Raw genomic sequence first — 15,902 nt, forward strand, 5'->3', positions numbered from 1 at the left:
GGAAATCGGGGGCGGGGATGGGGTGTCCCTTGTGGCCCGGTTCTGTGGGGATTGGGACGATCGTAGCGATCAGTGACAGGAGGATCGCAATGGGTTCGCTTCTCAATCCGTATCTAGTGTTCGGCGGGCAGGCCCGCGCGGCGATGGAGCACTACCAGAAGGTGTTCGGCGGGGAGCTCAGGGTCATGCTGTTCGGGGAGTTCGGGCAGACCGATCCGGAGCTGAAGGACCAGGTCATGCATGCCATGCTCGAGACCTCGGCGGGGTTCACGCTGATGGCGTCGGACACGCCGCCCGGCATGAGCGCGCGGGGGCCGGGGAACGTGTCGATCTCGGTGAGCGGGGACGACGAGGGGGAGTTGCGGCGGTACTGGGCCGGGCTGTCCGACGGGGGCAGCGTCCAGCTGGCGCTGGAGAAGCAGATGTGGGGCGACGTGTTCGGTCAGTGCACCGACCGGTTCGGCGTCGAGTGGATGGTGAACATCTCCGCGTCCTGAGGCCCGGTGAGGGGGTGGCCCCGTGTGCCTGATGGTGCGCGGGGTCTGCGCGGTGATGCGTCAATCGCGGGCGAAGCGTGCAACATTTTGCAATCAGGTCTTGCTCTGATGATCGATTGCCTCTTACCGTTCACGCACGCGAAACCCCCGAAAGGTGCATCTCATGCGCAAGACCAAGGCGTCGGCAGGGCTGCTCTCGCTGGCTCTCGTCGGCGGCCTCGCCCTCACGGCGTGCGGCGGCTCCGACGGTGACGGCGGCGGCAAGGGCGGAGAGTTCACCTACTGGTCGATGTGGCGGCAGGAGGAGCCACAGGCCAAGGTGATCAAGGCCGCGGTCGACCGGTACGAGAAGGACTCCGGTGCCAAGGTCAAGATCGTCTGGCAGGGCCGGGACATCCGCAAGAAGATCGGTCCCGCGATCGCCGCCAACCAGGCGCCCGACCTGTGGGACCAGGGCGCGGACGTGATCTTCTCCAACACGGTGAAGAACGGCCAGGCCGCGGACCTGTCCTCGGTGTACGACGCGCAGGTGCCGGGCGAGAGCGCCAAGGTGTCGGACGTCATCACCGCCAAGTACACCGACACCCTGCCCGCCGGCCCGGACGGCGGCAAGAAGTGGATCGTCCCCTACGAGCTGGTCTCGGCGAACCTGTACTACGACGGCGCGGACCCGGCGCTCGCGGACGCGGCGAAGATCGCCACCATGGACGACCTGACGAAGCTCTGCGACGCCCTGAAGTCCAAGGGCAAGGCGTGCTTCACCACCGAGGGCGACGACGGCTGGTCCAGCTCGCTCTGGCTGGACTACCTGCTGGCCCGCGAGGGCGGCGGCCTCGGCAAGATCGCCGCCGACAAGTCCGGCGCGGGCTGGGACTCCCCGGCGGTGCTCGCCGCCGCCCGCGACGTGGAGAAGCTGGTCAAGGGCGGGTACTTCCTCAAGGGGTACGACGCGTCCAAGCTGCCCGCGCAGGAGACCAACTGGGCGCAGGGCAAGGCCGCGTTCTTCCTGAACGGCTCGTGGGTGGACAGCGAGACCGCCACCCAGCGCTCGCCGAAGTTCAAGTTCGCCGCGATCAACTTCCCGGCGGTCAAGGCGGGCGGACCGGCCGAGGCGAACGCGATCATGTTCGGGTTCTCGGTGCCCAAGCGCGCCAAGCACGCCGACGCGGCGAAGAAGTTCATCGCGAGCTTCATCAAGAAGGACAACCTGTCCGGCATCGCCACCGAGGCCAAGAACATCACCCCGCGTGACGACATCCCGGCCCCGGCCGAGCTGGCCGACGTCCAGCGGATCCTGCAGAAGAACCCGTCCCGGGCCATGCAGGACAACATCGACGGCGACTACGGCGACAAGGTGCTCTATCCCGCGTGGCTCGACCTGCTCCATGGCAAGTCGTCGCCCGAGCAGTTCGTCGCGGCGGCGAAGAAGGCCCACGAGGCCTACGTGAAGGCCACCGGCTGATGACCGCCACCGTGCCCGCCCCCGCCCGGACCCGTGGGTCCCGGGCGGGGGCGTCCCGCCGTCGGGGGACGGGACGCGACCCGCTGGAACGCCAGCAGCGGCGCCTGTTCTGGCCGTTCGCCGCGCCGGCGCTGCTGTTCTACGCGGTGCTGTTCCTCGCGCCGATCGCCTACTCGGCCTACATCAGCCTCTACCGGTGGGACGGGATGGGGGCCAAGACCTGGAAGGGCTTCGGCAACTACCAGACCCTCATCGACGACCCGACCTTCCACACCTCGCTGAAGAACACCCTCACGATCCTGGTCGTCGGGGGCGTGGTGACGTTCGGGATCGCGTTCACGCTGACGCTGGCGCTGCGCGAGATGTGGGGGCGGATGTTCGCCCGGTCCGCGCTGTTCTTCCCCTGCCTGGTGAACGCGATGGTGTTCGGGGCGTCCGCCGGGTTCATCTTCCATCCGTCCGGGCCGGTGAACACCGCGCTGCGCTGGGCGGGGGTGGACGACCCGCCGAAGTGGCTGTCCACCGACAACTCGTTCAGCATGATCACCGCGATCGTGATCTGGTCGGCGACGGGCTACTACACCACGATCATCATGGCCGCCGTGGACCAGATCCCGCCCTACCTCTACGAGGCCGCCGAGCTGGAGGGCGCGGGCGCCTGGCGCAAGTTCTGGCACGTCACGCTCCCGCTGTCCTGGGACGTGGTGTCGGTGTGCGCCGTCCTCTGGACGGTCTCCTCGGTGAAGATCTTCGAGATCGTGCTGCTGTTCGGCACCGCCAACACCAACCCGTCGGTCAAGTCCTGGACGACGGCGATGTACGTGTACCAGTCGGCGTTCCCGCAGAGCGCGGTGCCGAGGCTCGGCCTCGCGGCCGCCGCCGCGATCGTCAGCCTGCTCATGGTGGCCGTCTTCACCGTCGTGCTGCGGCGGCTGATGCGCCGCGACCCGATCCAGTTCTAGGAGCCCCCCATGCAGATCCTCCCGCGGCGGGTCGCGCCGCTGAAGATCGTGGGCCGCGGCCTGGTCTGGCTGCTGGTCGCGGTCACCCTGTTGCTGCTGGCGTGGGTGTTCCTCACCGCGCTGCGCGACACCAGGGACATCTTCCGGCACCCGTTCGGGCTGCCCTCCTCCCCGCGCTGGCACAACTTCGCCAAGGCGTGGAACGAGGGCGGCTTCTCCAAGGCCGCGCTGTCCAGCGTGTACGTCGCGACGGTGGCGTCCGTGCTGGCGATCGTCCTGGCCGCGCCGTGCGCGTACGCGCTGTCGCGGCGCCGCAACCGCACGTCCAGTGCGCTGACCATGGTGTTCGCGATGGGGCTCGGGGTGCCGGGGCAGGCGCTCGTCGTGCCGCTGTTCGTGGGCCTGTCGAAGGTGCAGCTCACCAACAGCTACACCGGCCTGATCCTCGTCTACACGGGCCTCGCGCTGCCGTTCACCGTGTTCCTGCTGACCGGGTTCTTCGCGGGCGTCCCGCGCGTGCTGGAGGAGGCCGCCGCGATCGACGGCGCGTCCGGTGCGCGGACGTTCGTCCAGGTCGTCCTGCCCGTCGTGCGCGGCGGCCTGATCACCGCGTTCCTGCTCCAGTTCATCGCGAACTGGAACGAGACGCTGTTCGCCGTCGTGCTCATGCAGGGCGAGAAGGGCACGCTGCCGGTCGCGCTGATCAGTTTCGTCCAGTCGCAGCAGTTCAGCGGCATGGACTGGGGCGCGCTGTTCGCCGGGATGACCATCATCCTCGCGCCGATGGTCGCCCTGTTCTCCTGGCTCGGCACCCGCATCATCCAGGGCATGACCGTCGGGATCGGAAAATGAAGCACGAGATCGGGAAATGAAGCACGGAATCGGCAAGTAACGCACAGAACGCACCGAATCGGGAAGTGATGGAACTTCGTCTCGACACGCTGAGCGTCCCCGCCGCCCTCCCGGGCACGGGGACGCTCCCCATGCTGCACCGGCCCGCTCCCGTGTCGGCGCCGCCCACCGAGATCGCCGAGGCGGACCCGGAGATGGCCGTCCAGCTGGGGTACGGGAAGCCGCCGACGCTGCTGCCCTACACCCGCCAGGACGGCTACGACCGGCGGCGGGCCGTCCGGGAGATCCCGTCGGTGGTGCTGGAGAACGACGTGCTGACCGCGACGTTCCTGCCCGGCCTCGGCGGACGGCTCTGGTCGCTCGTCCACCGGCCGTCCGGGCGGGAGCTGCTGCACCGCAACCCGATCCTCCAGCCCGCGAACCTGGCGCTGCGCGACGCGTGGCTCGCCGGGGGAGTGGAGTGGAACCTCGGCACGACCGGGCACTGGCCGCTGACCTGCGAGCCGCTGCACGCCGTCCGGACGACCGCGCAGGACGGCACGCCCGTGCTGCGCATGTACGAGTACGAGCGGCAGCGCCGCCTGACGCTGTGCGTCGACGCGTGGCTGCCCGCCGGTTCACCCGTCCTGTTCGTGCGCGTGCGGATCCGGAACGCCTCCGACGGCGAGACGCCGGTGTACTGGTGGTCGAACATCGCCGTCCCGGAGGCCCCGGACGTGCGGGTCCTCGCGCCCGCCGACGCGGCCTACCACTTCGGGTACGAGGGCTCGCTGCGCCGCGTCGGCTTCCCCGAGCTGGACGGTGTGGACCGCAGCTACACGACGCGCGTGCAGGGCTCGGCCGACTACTTCTTCGACATCCCCGAAGGACGTCGGCACTGGGTCGCCGCGCTGGACGGCGAGGGACGCGGGCTCGTCCAGGCGTCCACGGCGCGGCTGCGCGGGCGCAAGCTGTTCCACTGGGGGACGGGCACGGGCGGCGACCGCTGGCAGGAGTGGCTGAGCGGCCCCGGCTCGCGCTACCTGGAGATCCAGGCGGGCCTCGCCCGGACCCAGCTGGAGCACCTGCCGATGCCCGGCCGGACGACCTGGGAGTGGACGGAGGCGTACGGCCTGCTGGAGGCCGACGCCGAACGCGTCCACGGGCCGTGGGAGCAGGCGCGGACGGCCGCCGCCGAGGCGCTGGAGCGCCTGGTCACCGCCGAACGGCTCGAGGAAGCCTCCCGGACCGTGCTGAGCCTGCCCGAGCAGCGGCTCGCGGCGGGGTCGGGGTGGCTCGCCCTGGAGATCGCCGCCGGTTCCGAGGTGGCCGACGCGGCGCTGCCGTCCGGGGAACTGGGCGACGAGCAGCGGCCGTGGCTGGAACTGCTGAGCGGCGGGACGCTCCCCGCGAGCGAGCCGCCCGCGGCCGCGATCACCGGCCCGCACTGGCGCGCGCTGCTGGAGGACCACGCCGAGGACTGGCACGCGCTCTACCACCTGGGGCTCGTCCGGCTCGCCGACGGTGCGCCGGAGGCGGCGCGGTCGGCCTGGCGGCGCTCCCTGGACCTCCACCGGACGCCGTGGACGCTGCGGGCCCTCGCCCAGCTGGACGGCGACGCCGACCTGCTCGTGGAGGCGCGGGCGCTGCTGCCCGCGTCCCGCGACCTCGCCGTCGAGGCGCTGACGATGCTGCTCGGTGCCGACCGTCCGGCGGAGGCGCTGTCCCTGGTGGACGACCTGGACGAGGCCCTGCGCGCGCTCGGCCGCGTCCGCCTGCTGGAGGCGCGTGCGGCGATCGGCACCGGCGACCTCGACCGTGCCAGGGCGATCCTGGACGCGGGCCTCGAGGTGGACGACCTCAAGGAGGGCGAGGTCTCGCTCGACGCGCTCTGGACGGCCGTGTACCCGGGACGTCCCGTGCCGCACGAGTACGACTTCCGCATGAACACCGCCTGAGGGACACGAAAGAGCGGCGGCACCCCGGAGCCGGGGTGCCGCCGCTTACTCGTGTGTGTCAGCAGCCGGAGCGGAGCTGGTGCGCGCCCACGTCGGGGACGCACGTGCGCGGCACGTGGTTGCCGAAGTAGTCGCGTCCGCCGTTGTCCGCGATCGTGATCCCGGCGCGCAGCGCGGCCGAACCGCGCAGGACGCGGTAGTCGGCGGCGCTCGTCCCGCCGGGCGCGGCCAGCCGCGCGCCGCCGGTGATCGTCCCGGTCGCCCCGGACGGCGCGGACAGCCCGTTCAGCAGGTTGTTGCGGACCTGGTAGCCGCCCGACATCAGCTTGAGCGCCGCCGTCCCGGCGCCCTCCTTCACCACGATGTTGTTGGCGAAGGTGACGTTCCGGAGGTTGGTGTTGTTCTCGTTGACGACGTTCTGCGAGACGCCGTCGCCGATGTAGAAGGTGTTGTTGTAGATCGCGGCGCTGTCGATCGTCCCGCCGCAGTTCTCCACGCCCCGGAAGCGGTCGTTGACGCTCACGTTGTACCGGACGACCGCGTCCTTGATGGCGCCGTCGGCGTTGCAGAGCAGCAGGAAGCCGCCCTCGTTGTCGTGGCTGTAGTTGTACTGGAACACGGTGCCGTAGGCGTCCTGGTCGACGTCGAAGGCCATGCCGTCACGCGTGGTGCGCCCGCCCGACACCTCGTTGTACTGCAGGACGACGTCGTCGGAGTTGTGCGTCCAGAGGCCGGCGCTGTAGCCCGCCGACCGCTTCTGGAAGCCGTCCACGCGGTTGTGCTCGACGGTCGCGCCCTTGACGTTGCCGACGACGATGCCGTCGCCGCCGATGTCGGAGACGGTGTTGCCGCTCACCGCGACGCGCGTCCACGGGTGGTAGGCGCCCCGCTCGCCGCCGCCCCAGCCGGACCGGTTCCAGGTGGAGAACAGGAAGATGCCGGACCGGTCGGCGTGCGCGACCGTGTTGCCGGTGATCCGCAGGTCGTCGAAGACGGTCGGGGTGGTCGTGCCCTCGACCCAGACGATGATCCCGGCGGACCCGCCGACGTCCTTGCTGTCGTCGCCGTTGACGTCGTGGATGTTCAGCCCGGACAGGACGATGTGCCGGAGCGTCCCGGCGTCGCCGCCGCTCACCCGCACGCCGCGCCGCTTGCCGGGCGTGGCGGCGGTGTTGGTGACCTCCAGGTCGCGGATCTCCCAGTACTGCTGGTCGTGCAGGACGACCGCGTCCGGCGCTCCCGCCCCGGCGATGACGGGACGCGCCGACCCGCTTCCGTAGGCGCCGGCGCGGATCGGCGAGCCCTGGCGGCCCGAGCCCTGCGGGGCGAACGTCCCGGTGCAGGTCGCGCCGCGCTTGAACAGGATCCGGTCGCCCGGCCCGAAGGCGTGCGCGTTGACGGACGCGAGCGTGTTCCAGGGCGAGCGCGCGGTGCCCTGGCCGTCGGACGGGGCGGAGCAGTCCACGTAGTGGTCGGCGCGGGGGGAGTCGGCGGAGGCGGGGGCGGCGGTGAGGGCCGTCGTACCGAGGGCCGTCGTGGCGAGGGCCGTCAGGCCGAGGGACAGGAGGAAGCGGGTGCGCATGCGGTCTCCGGGACGCGTGGGGGTGTGAATGATCGCAGCGTAGAGATGCTCGAAACTGTGCGCAATACCTCACTTTCATTCACTACTGCTCACTCACGGAGACCATCTGCACGTTAGTGAGCGATAGTGCGGAGCAGTGATACGTTTATGACCGATAGGGGGTGGATCGTGACCGACGAGACGCAGCCGCGCTTCGCCGCCGAGCGGCACGAGCGGCTGCTCCGGCTGCTGCGCGAACGCGGGGCGATGCCGCTCCAGGCGCTCGCCCTGGAGTTGGCCGCGTCCGAGGCCACCGTCCGCCGTGACCTGCGCACTCTCGAGGCCCGCGGGCTGCTCGCGCGCAGCCGGGGAGGCGCCGTGCCCGTCGCCGGGCTGGCGCACGAACCCACCCAGCGGGACAAGGCGGCCGTCGCCGTCGCAGAGAAGGCCGCCATCGCCGAGGCCGCCGCCGCGCTCGTCGGGCCCGACGACGCGATCGTGATCGGCCCCGGCACGACGACGCGGCAACTGGCCGTCCGGCTCGCCGCCGTGCCCGGACTGACCGTCATCACCACCTCGCTGGCCGTCGCCGAGGCCCTCGCCGACTCGCGCACCGCGCAGGTCGTCCTGACCGGCGGCGCGCTGCGCGGGCCGATCCGCGCCCTGGTCGGAGCGGAGGCCGAACGCCTCCTCGGGACCGTCCGCGTCCGGCACGCCTTCCTGTCGGGGAACGGGCTGACCGCCGGACGCGGCCTGTCCACCCCGCACCTGGCCGTCGCCTCCGTCGACCGCGCGATCGCCGCCGCTGCCGAACACCCCGTCGTCCTCGCCGACCACACCAAGATCGGCGCGGACGCGCTGTTCCAGACCGTCCCGGCCGGACGGATCGCGCACCTGTTCACCGACGCCGCCGCGGACGCCGCCGAACTCGCCGCGCTCGGCGAGGCGGGCGTGACCGTCCACCGCGCCGGCCCTTGACCCGCATCGAACCCAGAACGACCCTGATGGAGCACCCCATGGCGGACACCGCCCGCACCTCGGTGACGCTCGCCGACGGCCGTGAGCTGATCTACTTCGACGACGCGCCCGGCCTGGACCGGACCGCCCCCGACCGGCGCGACCTCCCGCCGTCCGACCCGCGCCCCGAGATCCGGTTCGACCCGGTCAGCGGCGAGCACATCGTCATCGCCGCGCACCGCCAGACCCGGACCTTCCTGCCGACCGCCGACGCCGCCGCGCGCGCCGCCTGCCCGCTCTGCCCGGGGCACGCCGACAGCGAGGTCCCGGAGGACGGCTACCACGTCGCGATCTTCGAGAACCGGTTCCCGTCGCTCGGCGGCCCGGCCGGCGGACGCTGCGAGGTCGTCTGCTTCACCGACGACCACGACGCGACGTTCGCGGACCTGCCGCCCGAGCGCCTCGCGACCGTCGCGCGCGCCTTCGCCGACCGCACCCGCGAACTCGGCGCCCGCGCGGACGTCGAGGAGGTGTTCCTCTTCGAGAACCGCGGCGCGGAGATCGGCGCGACGCTCTCCCACCCGCACGGGCAGATCTACGCGTTCCCGTACCTGACACCGCGCACCCGCCGGATCCTCGAGCACGACGGCTGCGTGTTCTGCGAGGTCGTCAAGCGGGAGGCGGACGGCGAGCGCGTCATCGCCGAGACCGCGAACTTCGTCGCGTTCGTCCCGGAGGCGGCGCGCTGGCCCTACCAGGCGCAGATCGTCCCGCGCGAGCACGTCCCGGACCTCACCGCCCTCGGCGAGGACCGGTCCGTCGAGCTGATGGGCCTCTACGCCGACGTCCTCGGACGCTTCGGACGCCTCTTCGACAAGGACGTCCCGTACATGGCCGGCTGGCACCAGGGCCCGCCCGCCGCCCCCCGCGACCGCGCCCACCTGTGGGCCGAGATCTACACGCCGCAGCGGACGGCCGACAAGCTCAAGTTCCTGGCCTCCGTCGAGACGGGATCGGGCGCGTTCCTCAACGACGTCCGCCCCGAGGACGCCGCCGAACGCCTCCGCACCGCCTGAGCCCGCCCGCCTGCGCGGCGGCGCATAGCCGACGGGGCGGCGCGGCGGGAGGACGGAAGTTGCCAAAGATCGGTGGCACGGCTCAAAGAACGGATCAAACGTGCCGGACGGTCTTCGCAGCGGGTTCGAGACCGGGTTATAACCACCGCAACGTCTCTTTCGTCCCCCCGCCCTCAGGAGACCCCCATGTCCCCTCGCCGCACCCTGCCCACGGCCGTCCTGTCCGCCGCGCTCGCCGCGGGCACCCTGGCCGCGGTCGCCCCCGCCGCGTCCGCCGCCCCCGCCGCCAACGGCCCCGACCGGCACTGGCTCGGCTCCCAGATCGCCAAGCACGAGCACTTCAAGCACGTCCCCGCCGCACCGTCCCTGGCCGCCACCCAGACCCCCGGCCTCGACGTGAGCGCATGGCAGGGCAACGTCAACTGGTCATCGGTCGCCGCCAACGGCGCGAAGTTCGCCTACGTCAAGGCCACCGAGTCCACCACGTACACCAGCCCGAACTTCGCGCAGCAGTACAACGGCTCCTACAACGTCGGCCTCATCCGCGGCTCCTACCACTTCGCCGTGCCGAACAACTCATCCGGCGCCGCGCAGGCCGACTACTTCGTCAACCACGGCGGCGGCTGGTCCGCCGACGGACGCACCCTGCCGGGCATGCTCGACATGGAGTGGAACCCCTACGGCGCCGCCTGCTACGGCCTCTCGCAGAGCGGGATGGTGAACTGGATCCTGTCCTTCAGCAACGAGTACCGCGCCCGAACCGGCCGCTACCCGGCGATCTACACGTCCACCAGCTGGTGGACGCAGTGCACCGGCAACCTCGGCGCCTTCGCGTCCACCAACCCGCTGGTGATCGCCAACTACAACGGCAGCCCCGGCGCGATGCCCTACAACTGGGGCTACCAGACCATCTGGCAGTGGTCCGACAGCGGCACCTTCCCCGGTGACCAGGACTACTTCAACGGCGACCTGAGCCGCCTCCAGGTCTTCGCCAGCAGCTGACCCGAACCCGGCGGCCGGGCAAGACCCGGCCGCCACTCAGGCCTGGATGCGCCCGCTCACATACACCCAGGCGTCATCGTGCCGAACGAACCGACTGACCTCGTGCAGCTCACCAGGCTCACCGTCCTGGACGTACCGGGCCCGGAACTCCACGACACCCCGCGTGTCCCCAACCGCCCCGTCCACCGTCCGGACGATCTCCAGCCCCTCCCACCGAAGCCCCGGCTCGAACTCCAGCCCCTCCGGCCGCGTAGCCGGATGCCAGCTCCGCAGCAGATACCCGGCATCCAGCTTCACAAAGGCCGAGTACCGCGACCGCATCAACAACTCGGCCGTCCCCGCCGCAGCCTCCCCCCGATGAAACCGCCCGCAACAATCCCGATACGCAGCACCCAACCCACAAGGACAACCCTCAGCCCCACGCTCAGCCATGCCCCCATCCTCCCAGCTCAGCGAACGCCCCCGCCTCCCACAAAGATCACGCAGCGCACCACCAGCAGCACACCGGACGAACCCACCAACCACAACCCGTGCCTGCAGAAGAGTGCTTGTGGTGAGGAACCGTCCGCCTGAATCCGATTCTCCCAGGTCAAGTCCCCACAGGGTGCGCCGCAAGATCCCGTGATCACCCGCAGCCTGTGCCCACCGGCCCCCACTGCCACGCCTTGCGAAAGCGGGCCGATTCATGGGTTGCCTATAGCCAGCTCCTCGGAGCGCTCCAGGCCGGCGAGGCTGGCATAGGGCGGGGACGATTCCACGCCTAACCGGACCGGCTCGGACCGCCTCTGCTCGCGCGGGGAGAGCGCACCAGGCGGTGGCCAGGGTGAGGAACAGCGCGACCCACCTCCGCTCGCGCGGAGAGAACGACGCGGTGATCCCGACGTGCCGGCCGTCGAGCGACCCACCTCCGCTCGCGCGGAGAGAACCGGGTGAGGCGGACCGGCTGGACGTCGAGGCGCGACCCACCTCCGCTCGCGCGGAGAGAACTGGGCCGCGGGTGTCTACGGGGCCGCCATGACCGACCCACCTCCGCTCGCGCGGAGAGAACAGACGCGGTCCGCGACGTTGTTGCTGATGGAACGACCCACCTCCGCTCGCGCGGAGAGAACCGCCGACAAGGAAGGCGGTGGTGACCAGACTGCGACCCACCTCCGCTCGCGCGGAGAGAACGGGGTGAAGATGACCAGCTCGTTCAACAAGCACGACCCACCTCCGCTCGCGCGGAGAGAACGCCTGAACGCAGAACGCGAGTCGATGCCGGGCCGACCCACCTCCGCTCGCGCGGAGAGAACACGGCGGCGACCCGGGCGCCGACCCGCTCCGTCGACCCACCTCCGCTCGCGCGGAGAGAACACTTCGCGACCTGCGGCGATGTCAAGGGTTTACTGTTTCGTTATCTGTCTCGGTGGGGTTGAGGGCGATGAGGGTGAGGCCGTCGAGGTCGATGGGGACTCGGCGGCGTTCGCCTGCGGTGTGGAGGGTGAATCCCTGTTCGTTGTCGTCGGGGTGGAGGAGGACGGCAGCGCCGTCGCCGATGGTGGCGGTGACGGCTGACCAGAGTTCCTCGCGGACGCGGGCGGAGAGGGTTCCGGCGTAGAGGCCGGGCATGGGTTCGATCATCCAGCGGGTGAGGGCGCCTCGCAGGTGGTCGGGGACCGCGGTGGTGGCGATGACCGTCATGGTGGCCATGTCAGTCGTGCCCGTAGTTGGTTCCGCCGGCCAGCCGTCCGAGGTCAGGGTCCCAGAGGTCGACCAGTTCCTCGGAGGCCTCCTGGGCGTCCTCTTGCCGGGTGCCGTCGTCGGGGACGAGCAGGGACTGGACGTCGGCGACGAGTCGGGGCAGGAGGCGGAAGAGGCGGAGCCCGTCGCGGAACGAGCGGCGGGCTTCGCCTTCGGGGTCGGGGACGTCGTGCAGTGCGAAGGCCAGGGGGAGTGTGAGTTCGGCCTTGTAGAGGTCGGCGACGTCGTACACGAAGGCGTGTGAGGTGCCGGTGTGGACGAAGCCGAGGCCTGGACTGCAGCCGATGGCGTTGATCGCCGCGTGGGTGATGCCGTACAGGCACGTGTTGGCCGCCGACAGGGCGCGGCTGGTGATGGATACGCCTGGTCCCAGGAGCAGGCAGCCGAGGGCGGCGGTGGGTAGGGCGATCTTGCGTTTCTGGTCGCCGACTTCGATGAGTGCTTTGACGCCGGTGTCGTCTTGGACGATGCGGGCGACGTCGATGTACAGGAACGACAGGGAGTCGCCGATGCGGGGGAGCATCGCGGCGGTCGGCGCTGCCAGCCGCTGCCGGGCGTTGCGGGGTGGGCGGCTCATCTGGTGGCGGGGGCGAGGGTGAGCAGCCCGCAGCCGAAGGCTTTGGCGCGTCCGATCCCGCTCTGGACGTGGTGGATCAGGATGGCCGGGTCGGTGACGGTGGCGGTGCCGTCGAAGCGGGTGCGGGCGTGGGTGAGTCGGCCGTGGCGGTGGCGTCCGGTGGCGTTGGCGAGCTGGCTGCTGTGGACGGTGTGCAGCGCCAGGCCGATGCTCTCGGCCTGGCGGACCCACCACTGGTCGGCCTCGGCTCCGAGGAGCGGGACGACCTCCTTGGGGCGTCCGGCGGTTGTGTTCTTGCCGAGCTTGCGTGTGGCGTTGGCGGTGATCCGGTAGTGGACGTTGACACCGCGGCTGAGGTGGCCGAGCAAGGGGGTGAGGGGCTTGACGAGGGCGGTGCCGTAGTCGGCCGGGAGCTGGTTGACGTCCGGCTTGAGGGCGCTCTGGGCGAGGATGCTGAACCCGGTGGGTGCCTCATCAAGACGGAACAGCACAGCGGCACGCTGACGCGGCGTCGGACCGAGCTGCTCGGGGAACAGGGTCATGATGCGGCGGTGCAGCTTGACCGCGTCGTTCAGTTCGCTGAGGACGAGGCGGTTCTGGTTGGGGAGGATCTGCGTGATCCACAGCTCTGTTGTCATGGCGATGCCGGTGAGCTTTCGGTGCGGAGGACGGTCAGGTACTCGCTCAGGCTGGTGAGGTAGCCGACCCCGAGCCCGCCGCACTGGGAGGCGGGCATGTCCAGGTGGCGGCGGTACACGGATCGGCTGCGGTATGCGCTGCGGTTCGGGGTGAACGAGATCGGATCGTCCTGCGCTTCGGTGAAGACGTCCGTCTCGTTCTCGGGCGTGGGGGGCCAGGCGGGGCCGCTGAACGGGGCATCGCTGCGGAACTCGACGCGAAGCGTGGAGGTGCCAGGGGAGGTTCGGGCCAGCGGCAGGTTCAGCAGCGACATGGTGGGCTCGCGCTCAAGGGCCGCCAACAGCAGGGGAGCGTTGGGCGGGCAGGCGCGTCGTCCCAGGTAGGGCGGCCAGTGCGGATGGCGGAGCGCTTCGCCGCAGGTCTGCAGGAGCGTCGGGTCGGGGGCGGTGACCAGGACGGTGAACGCCGCGTCCTGGAGGTAGTAGCGCTCGGAGGTGACGGTCCGCTTTCCGGCGCCGCGGCGGGCGCCCTCGGCGGTGATCACCGTGAGGTCGCGCGGCATGCCGCCGCCGACGGTGTGGAAATCGCGGAGCAGCGTGCCGGGCCGGTCGATGCGAACCGTGAAGCGCAGGGCGGCCAGGTCCCCGATGGGGTGGTCGCGCCCGCGGCCGAGCGCGGAGGCGATCAGTCCGATGAGCCCGGAACGGGTGGGGGCGCGGGAGGTGTCGCGCTGGTTGAACCGTGAGCGTTCGCCCCAGGACTGCAGTGGGCCACTCAGGTGGACCAGCAGGCCCGTCGGAAGTGGGGTCACGCGGGCTCCTTGACGGTGGTGGGCAGGGCCGCGGCCAGGGCGTCCTCGATGAGGGCGTCGAAGGAGTCGGCGCGGTCGCCGAGCGCCTGGGGAGCCAGGTCGGAGAGGGTGGCGTGGGCGGAGTGCGTCAGCCCGGTGCTCCCGAGGAGGCGCTGGACGGCGGCGGCGTAGGCGTCCAGGGCGGTGACCGACGGGTCGCTGTGGCCGCCGTGCCGGTCGGCGCGGACCGGCTTCTCGAAGGCGCCGGCGTAGGAGACGGGCCGGTCCTGGCGGACGGTCAGGTGGGCCAGGTGCGGGATGGTGTGGGGCGCGGTGGAGTTCTTCTTGGCGTGCGGCAGCGACAGCAGCGCCGCCCGGAGAAGCGCGGCCGAAAGGTCGTGCGTCTCGGTCAGCGCACCGCCGAGGTTGCGGTGCAGGTCGTGCAGGTCCAGGACGACGTACCGGTACAGGACGCCGGCGCTGTGCTCGTTCTGGCCCATGTGGGCGCTGCCGGTGGTGTCCTGCCAGGCGGCGGTGACGTCATCGACGGCGCTGAAGTAGTCGACCTCGACGTCGGTGCGGTGGGTGGTGAAGGAGTGGGCGACCTGGACGGCGCCGTCGACGTGCGCGCCGTCGACCTGGGCGAGCATGCGGCCGAACAGGTTGATGACGCCGTTGCGGCTGCGCAGGACGGCGTCGACGTCCGCTCCGGGGATGACCGAGTGCTTGCGGTCGAACTTGGCGGGGTCCTTGGCGTTCTCCAGGGCCTCGCGGTGGAGGTCGGCGAGGTCGGCGAGCTCGGTGAGCGCGGTGTCGGGGATGTAGACCATCGCGGCGTTGAGCCAGGCGTCGGCAGGCCCCTCGGCCTCGTCGTCCTTCCTCTTCTTGGGCGGCTCGGCTCCGACGCTGCTGGCGACGGCGACGTGGCGGCCCGCGCGCTCAGCCAGGGCGTCGGGCCAGTCGCGCTGCTCACGCAGATGGTGGGCGAGGCGTTCGGCCAGACGCCGGGTTCTCAAGGCATCCTGGCCGATGCTCTGCTGCAGATGCAGGCGTATGGCGCGCTTCCAGCACTGGCTGCTGACCCGGGTCCTTTCGGCCTCCCCCCACGTGACGGTCTTGATCGAGTTGGTGTCATCGCGGTTGAGGTTGGCGAAGGGGATCGCCTGGATGACGTGGAGTTCAACGAAGCGGCCGGCGATCTCGGGCATCAGGACTCCTTGGAGGTGGGCTGGTCGCTGGGGGCAGGGGGTTGGGCGTCGGTGTCTTCGGAGCGGAATCGGGTCCGGTAGAAGGACTGCAGCCATCGGCGGGTGATGCGGTCGCGGTAGTCGGTCCACGAGGACAGATCCATGAGGAGCTGGGCCCAGTCGATGGCCGTCGAGGAGTCGGCCAGGACGCGCACAGTGGAGGGCAGGTGGCGGTGGATGCCGTCGATGCTCTGCCGGGTGAGCAGGCTGAGCCGGGCCTCGGCGGAGGACTCGCGCAGTGTGCCGCGTCCAACGCCCTCGGCCAGGCAGACGCCGAGGTTGCGCGCTTGCGTCCCAGATCGGGGAGCGAGCCCGCGGGCATGGGGTGGAAGCGCGGCGATCATGGCGGCGACCGCGTAGTAGGCGCGTTCCTGATCCATACCGCCGCTCGGGACACGGGCCGCGATGACCCGGTGCATGCGGTGGCATCGGTCGAGCGGACGGCCCAGGCCGGTTCGCAGGGCGGCTCGGTCACCCGGGTACCTGCACAGTTCGTGGACCTGGTCCACGAACTCGCAGACCTTCACGTATCGGGCCTGGAACGGCGTCGGCGAGATGGACTCGGCCGAGGATGATTCATCAGTCATGACGTCCTGCCAAGAA

General features: G+C 70.8%; 16 protein-coding genes and 1 CRISPR repeat array. Of the genes, 8 read left to right on the forward strand and 8 right to left on the reverse strand.

The window, feature by feature from the left end; translation table 11 throughout:
* Positions 1-89 precede the first annotated feature (89 nt).
* The 5 genes from EBO15_RS14255 (at position 90) to EBO15_RS14280 (ending at position 5,710) form a co-directional block, all read left to right on the forward strand.
* Positions 90-497 carry a VOC family protein gene (locus tag EBO15_RS14255; RefSeq protein ID WP_122194855.1) on the forward strand — a complete coding sequence of 136 codons (408 nt, stop codon included), beginning with the start codon at positions 90-92 and terminating at the stop codon, positions 495-497.
* A gap of 163 nt (positions 498-660) precedes the next feature.
* Positions 661-1,959: an ABC transporter substrate-binding protein gene (locus EBO15_RS43625; RefSeq protein ID WP_147481496.1), complete on the forward strand. Its 1,299-nt coding sequence runs from the start codon at positions 661-663 to the stop codon at positions 1,957-1,959.
* Positions 1,959-2,921, forward strand: a complete 963-nt coding sequence (locus EBO15_RS14270) for a carbohydrate ABC transporter permease (protein ID WP_199744527.1) — start codon at positions 1,959-1,961, stop codon at positions 2,919-2,921. Before EBO15_RS43625 ends, EBO15_RS14270 begins: the two co-directional genes overlap by 1 nt.
* A gap of 9 nt (positions 2,922-2,930) precedes the next feature.
* Positions 2,931-3,773, forward strand: a complete 843-nt coding sequence (locus EBO15_RS14275) for a carbohydrate ABC transporter permease (protein WP_122194858.1) — start codon at positions 2,931-2,933, stop codon at positions 3,771-3,773.
* A gap of 68 nt (positions 3,774-3,841) precedes the next feature.
* Complete coding sequence (locus tag EBO15_RS14280) at positions 3,842-5,710, forward strand: DUF5107 domain-containing protein (protein WP_122194859.1); 1,869 nt, start codon at positions 3,842-3,844, stop codon at positions 5,708-5,710.
* 58 nt (positions 5,711-5,768) lie between these two features.
* On the opposite strand, the gene EBO15_RS14285 is transcribed toward EBO15_RS14280, so the two are convergent.
* Positions 5,769-7,292 carry a right-handed parallel beta-helix repeat-containing protein gene (locus EBO15_RS14285; protein WP_122194860.1) on the reverse strand — a complete coding sequence of 508 codons (1,524 nt, stop codon included), beginning with the start codon at positions 7,290-7,292 and terminating at the stop codon, positions 5,769-5,771.
* A gap of 168 nt (positions 7,293-7,460) precedes the next feature.
* Here EBO15_RS14285 and EBO15_RS14290 point away from each other — a divergent pair, with 168 nt between their 5' ends.
* The 3 genes from EBO15_RS14290 (at position 7,461) to EBO15_RS14300 (ending at position 10,306) form a co-directional block, all read left to right on the forward strand.
* Positions 7,461-8,249 carry a DeoR/GlpR family DNA-binding transcription regulator gene (locus tag EBO15_RS14290; protein WP_158628224.1) on the forward strand — a complete coding sequence of 263 codons (789 nt, stop codon included), beginning with the start codon at positions 7,461-7,463 and terminating at the stop codon, positions 8,247-8,249.
* 38 nt (positions 8,250-8,287) lie between these two features.
* On the forward strand, positions 8,288-9,304 hold the full coding sequence (gene galT, locus EBO15_RS14295) for a galactose-1-phosphate uridylyltransferase (protein ID WP_122194897.1): 1,017 nt from the start codon (positions 8,288-8,290) through the stop codon (positions 9,302-9,304).
* Positions 9,305-9,490: 186 nt separating this feature from the next.
* Positions 9,491-10,306: a lysozyme gene (locus tag EBO15_RS14300; RefSeq protein ID WP_122194862.1), complete on the forward strand. Its 816-nt coding sequence runs from the start codon at positions 9,491-9,493 to the stop codon at positions 10,304-10,306.
* Between the two features lie 36 nt (positions 10,307-10,342).
* On the opposite strand, the gene EBO15_RS47055 is transcribed toward EBO15_RS14300, so the two are convergent.
* The 7 genes from EBO15_RS47055 to casB form a co-directional block, all read right to left on the reverse strand.
* Positions 10,343-10,993: a YchJ family protein gene (locus EBO15_RS47055; RefSeq protein WP_325051907.1), complete on the reverse strand. Its 651-nt coding sequence runs from the start codon at positions 10,991-10,993 to the stop codon at positions 10,343-10,345.
* A 149-nt stretch (positions 10,994-11,142) separates the two neighbouring features.
* Positions 11,143-11,659: a CRISPR direct-repeat array (repeat unit 29 nt; unit sequence CGACCCACCTCCGCTCGCGCGGAGAGAAC).
* 21 nt (positions 11,660-11,680) lie between these two features.
* Positions 11,681-11,986: a type I-E CRISPR-associated endoribonuclease Cas2e gene (gene cas2e / locus EBO15_RS14310; protein WP_233616188.1), complete on the reverse strand. Its 306-nt coding sequence runs from the start codon at positions 11,984-11,986 to the stop codon at positions 11,681-11,683.
* Positions 11,987-11,996: 10 nt separating this feature from the next.
* Entirely contained in the window at positions 11,997-12,623 is a 627-nt protein-coding gene (locus EBO15_RS14315; RefSeq protein ID WP_122194865.1) for a CRISPR-associated endonuclease Cas1, read from the reverse strand.
* A complete protein-coding gene (gene cas6e, locus EBO15_RS14320; protein WP_122194866.1) occupies positions 12,620-13,261 on the reverse strand; it encodes a type I-E CRISPR-associated protein Cas6/Cse3/CasE in 642 nt (213 codons plus the stop codon). The genes EBO15_RS14315 and cas6e overlap by 4 nt, the downstream gene beginning before the upstream one ends.
* Positions 13,258-14,073 (reverse strand): type I-E CRISPR-associated protein Cas5/CasD, encoded by an 816-nt coding sequence (cas5e, locus tag EBO15_RS14325; RefSeq protein ID WP_122194867.1) that lies wholly within the window; start codon positions 14,071-14,073, stop codon positions 13,258-13,260. The genes cas6e and cas5e overlap by 4 nt, the downstream gene beginning before the upstream one ends.
* Complete coding sequence (cas7e, locus tag EBO15_RS14330) at positions 14,070-15,260, reverse strand: type I-E CRISPR-associated protein Cas7/Cse4/CasC (protein WP_122194868.1); 1,191 nt, start codon at positions 15,258-15,260, stop codon at positions 14,070-14,072. Before cas7e ends, cas5e begins: the two co-directional genes overlap by 4 nt.
* Positions 15,260-15,886 carry a type I-E CRISPR-associated protein Cse2/CasB gene (casB, locus tag EBO15_RS14335; protein WP_122194869.1) on the reverse strand — a complete coding sequence of 209 codons (627 nt, stop codon included), beginning with the start codon at positions 15,884-15,886 and terminating at the stop codon, positions 15,260-15,262. The genes cas7e and casB overlap by 1 nt, the downstream gene beginning before the upstream one ends.
* Between the last annotated feature and the right edge of the window lie 16 nt (positions 15,887-15,902).

Source organism: Actinomadura harenae, from assembly GCF_003696215.1.
GTDB classification, from domain to species: Bacteria; Actinomycetota; Actinomycetes; order Streptosporangiales; family Streptosporangiaceae; genus Spirillospora; species Spirillospora harenae.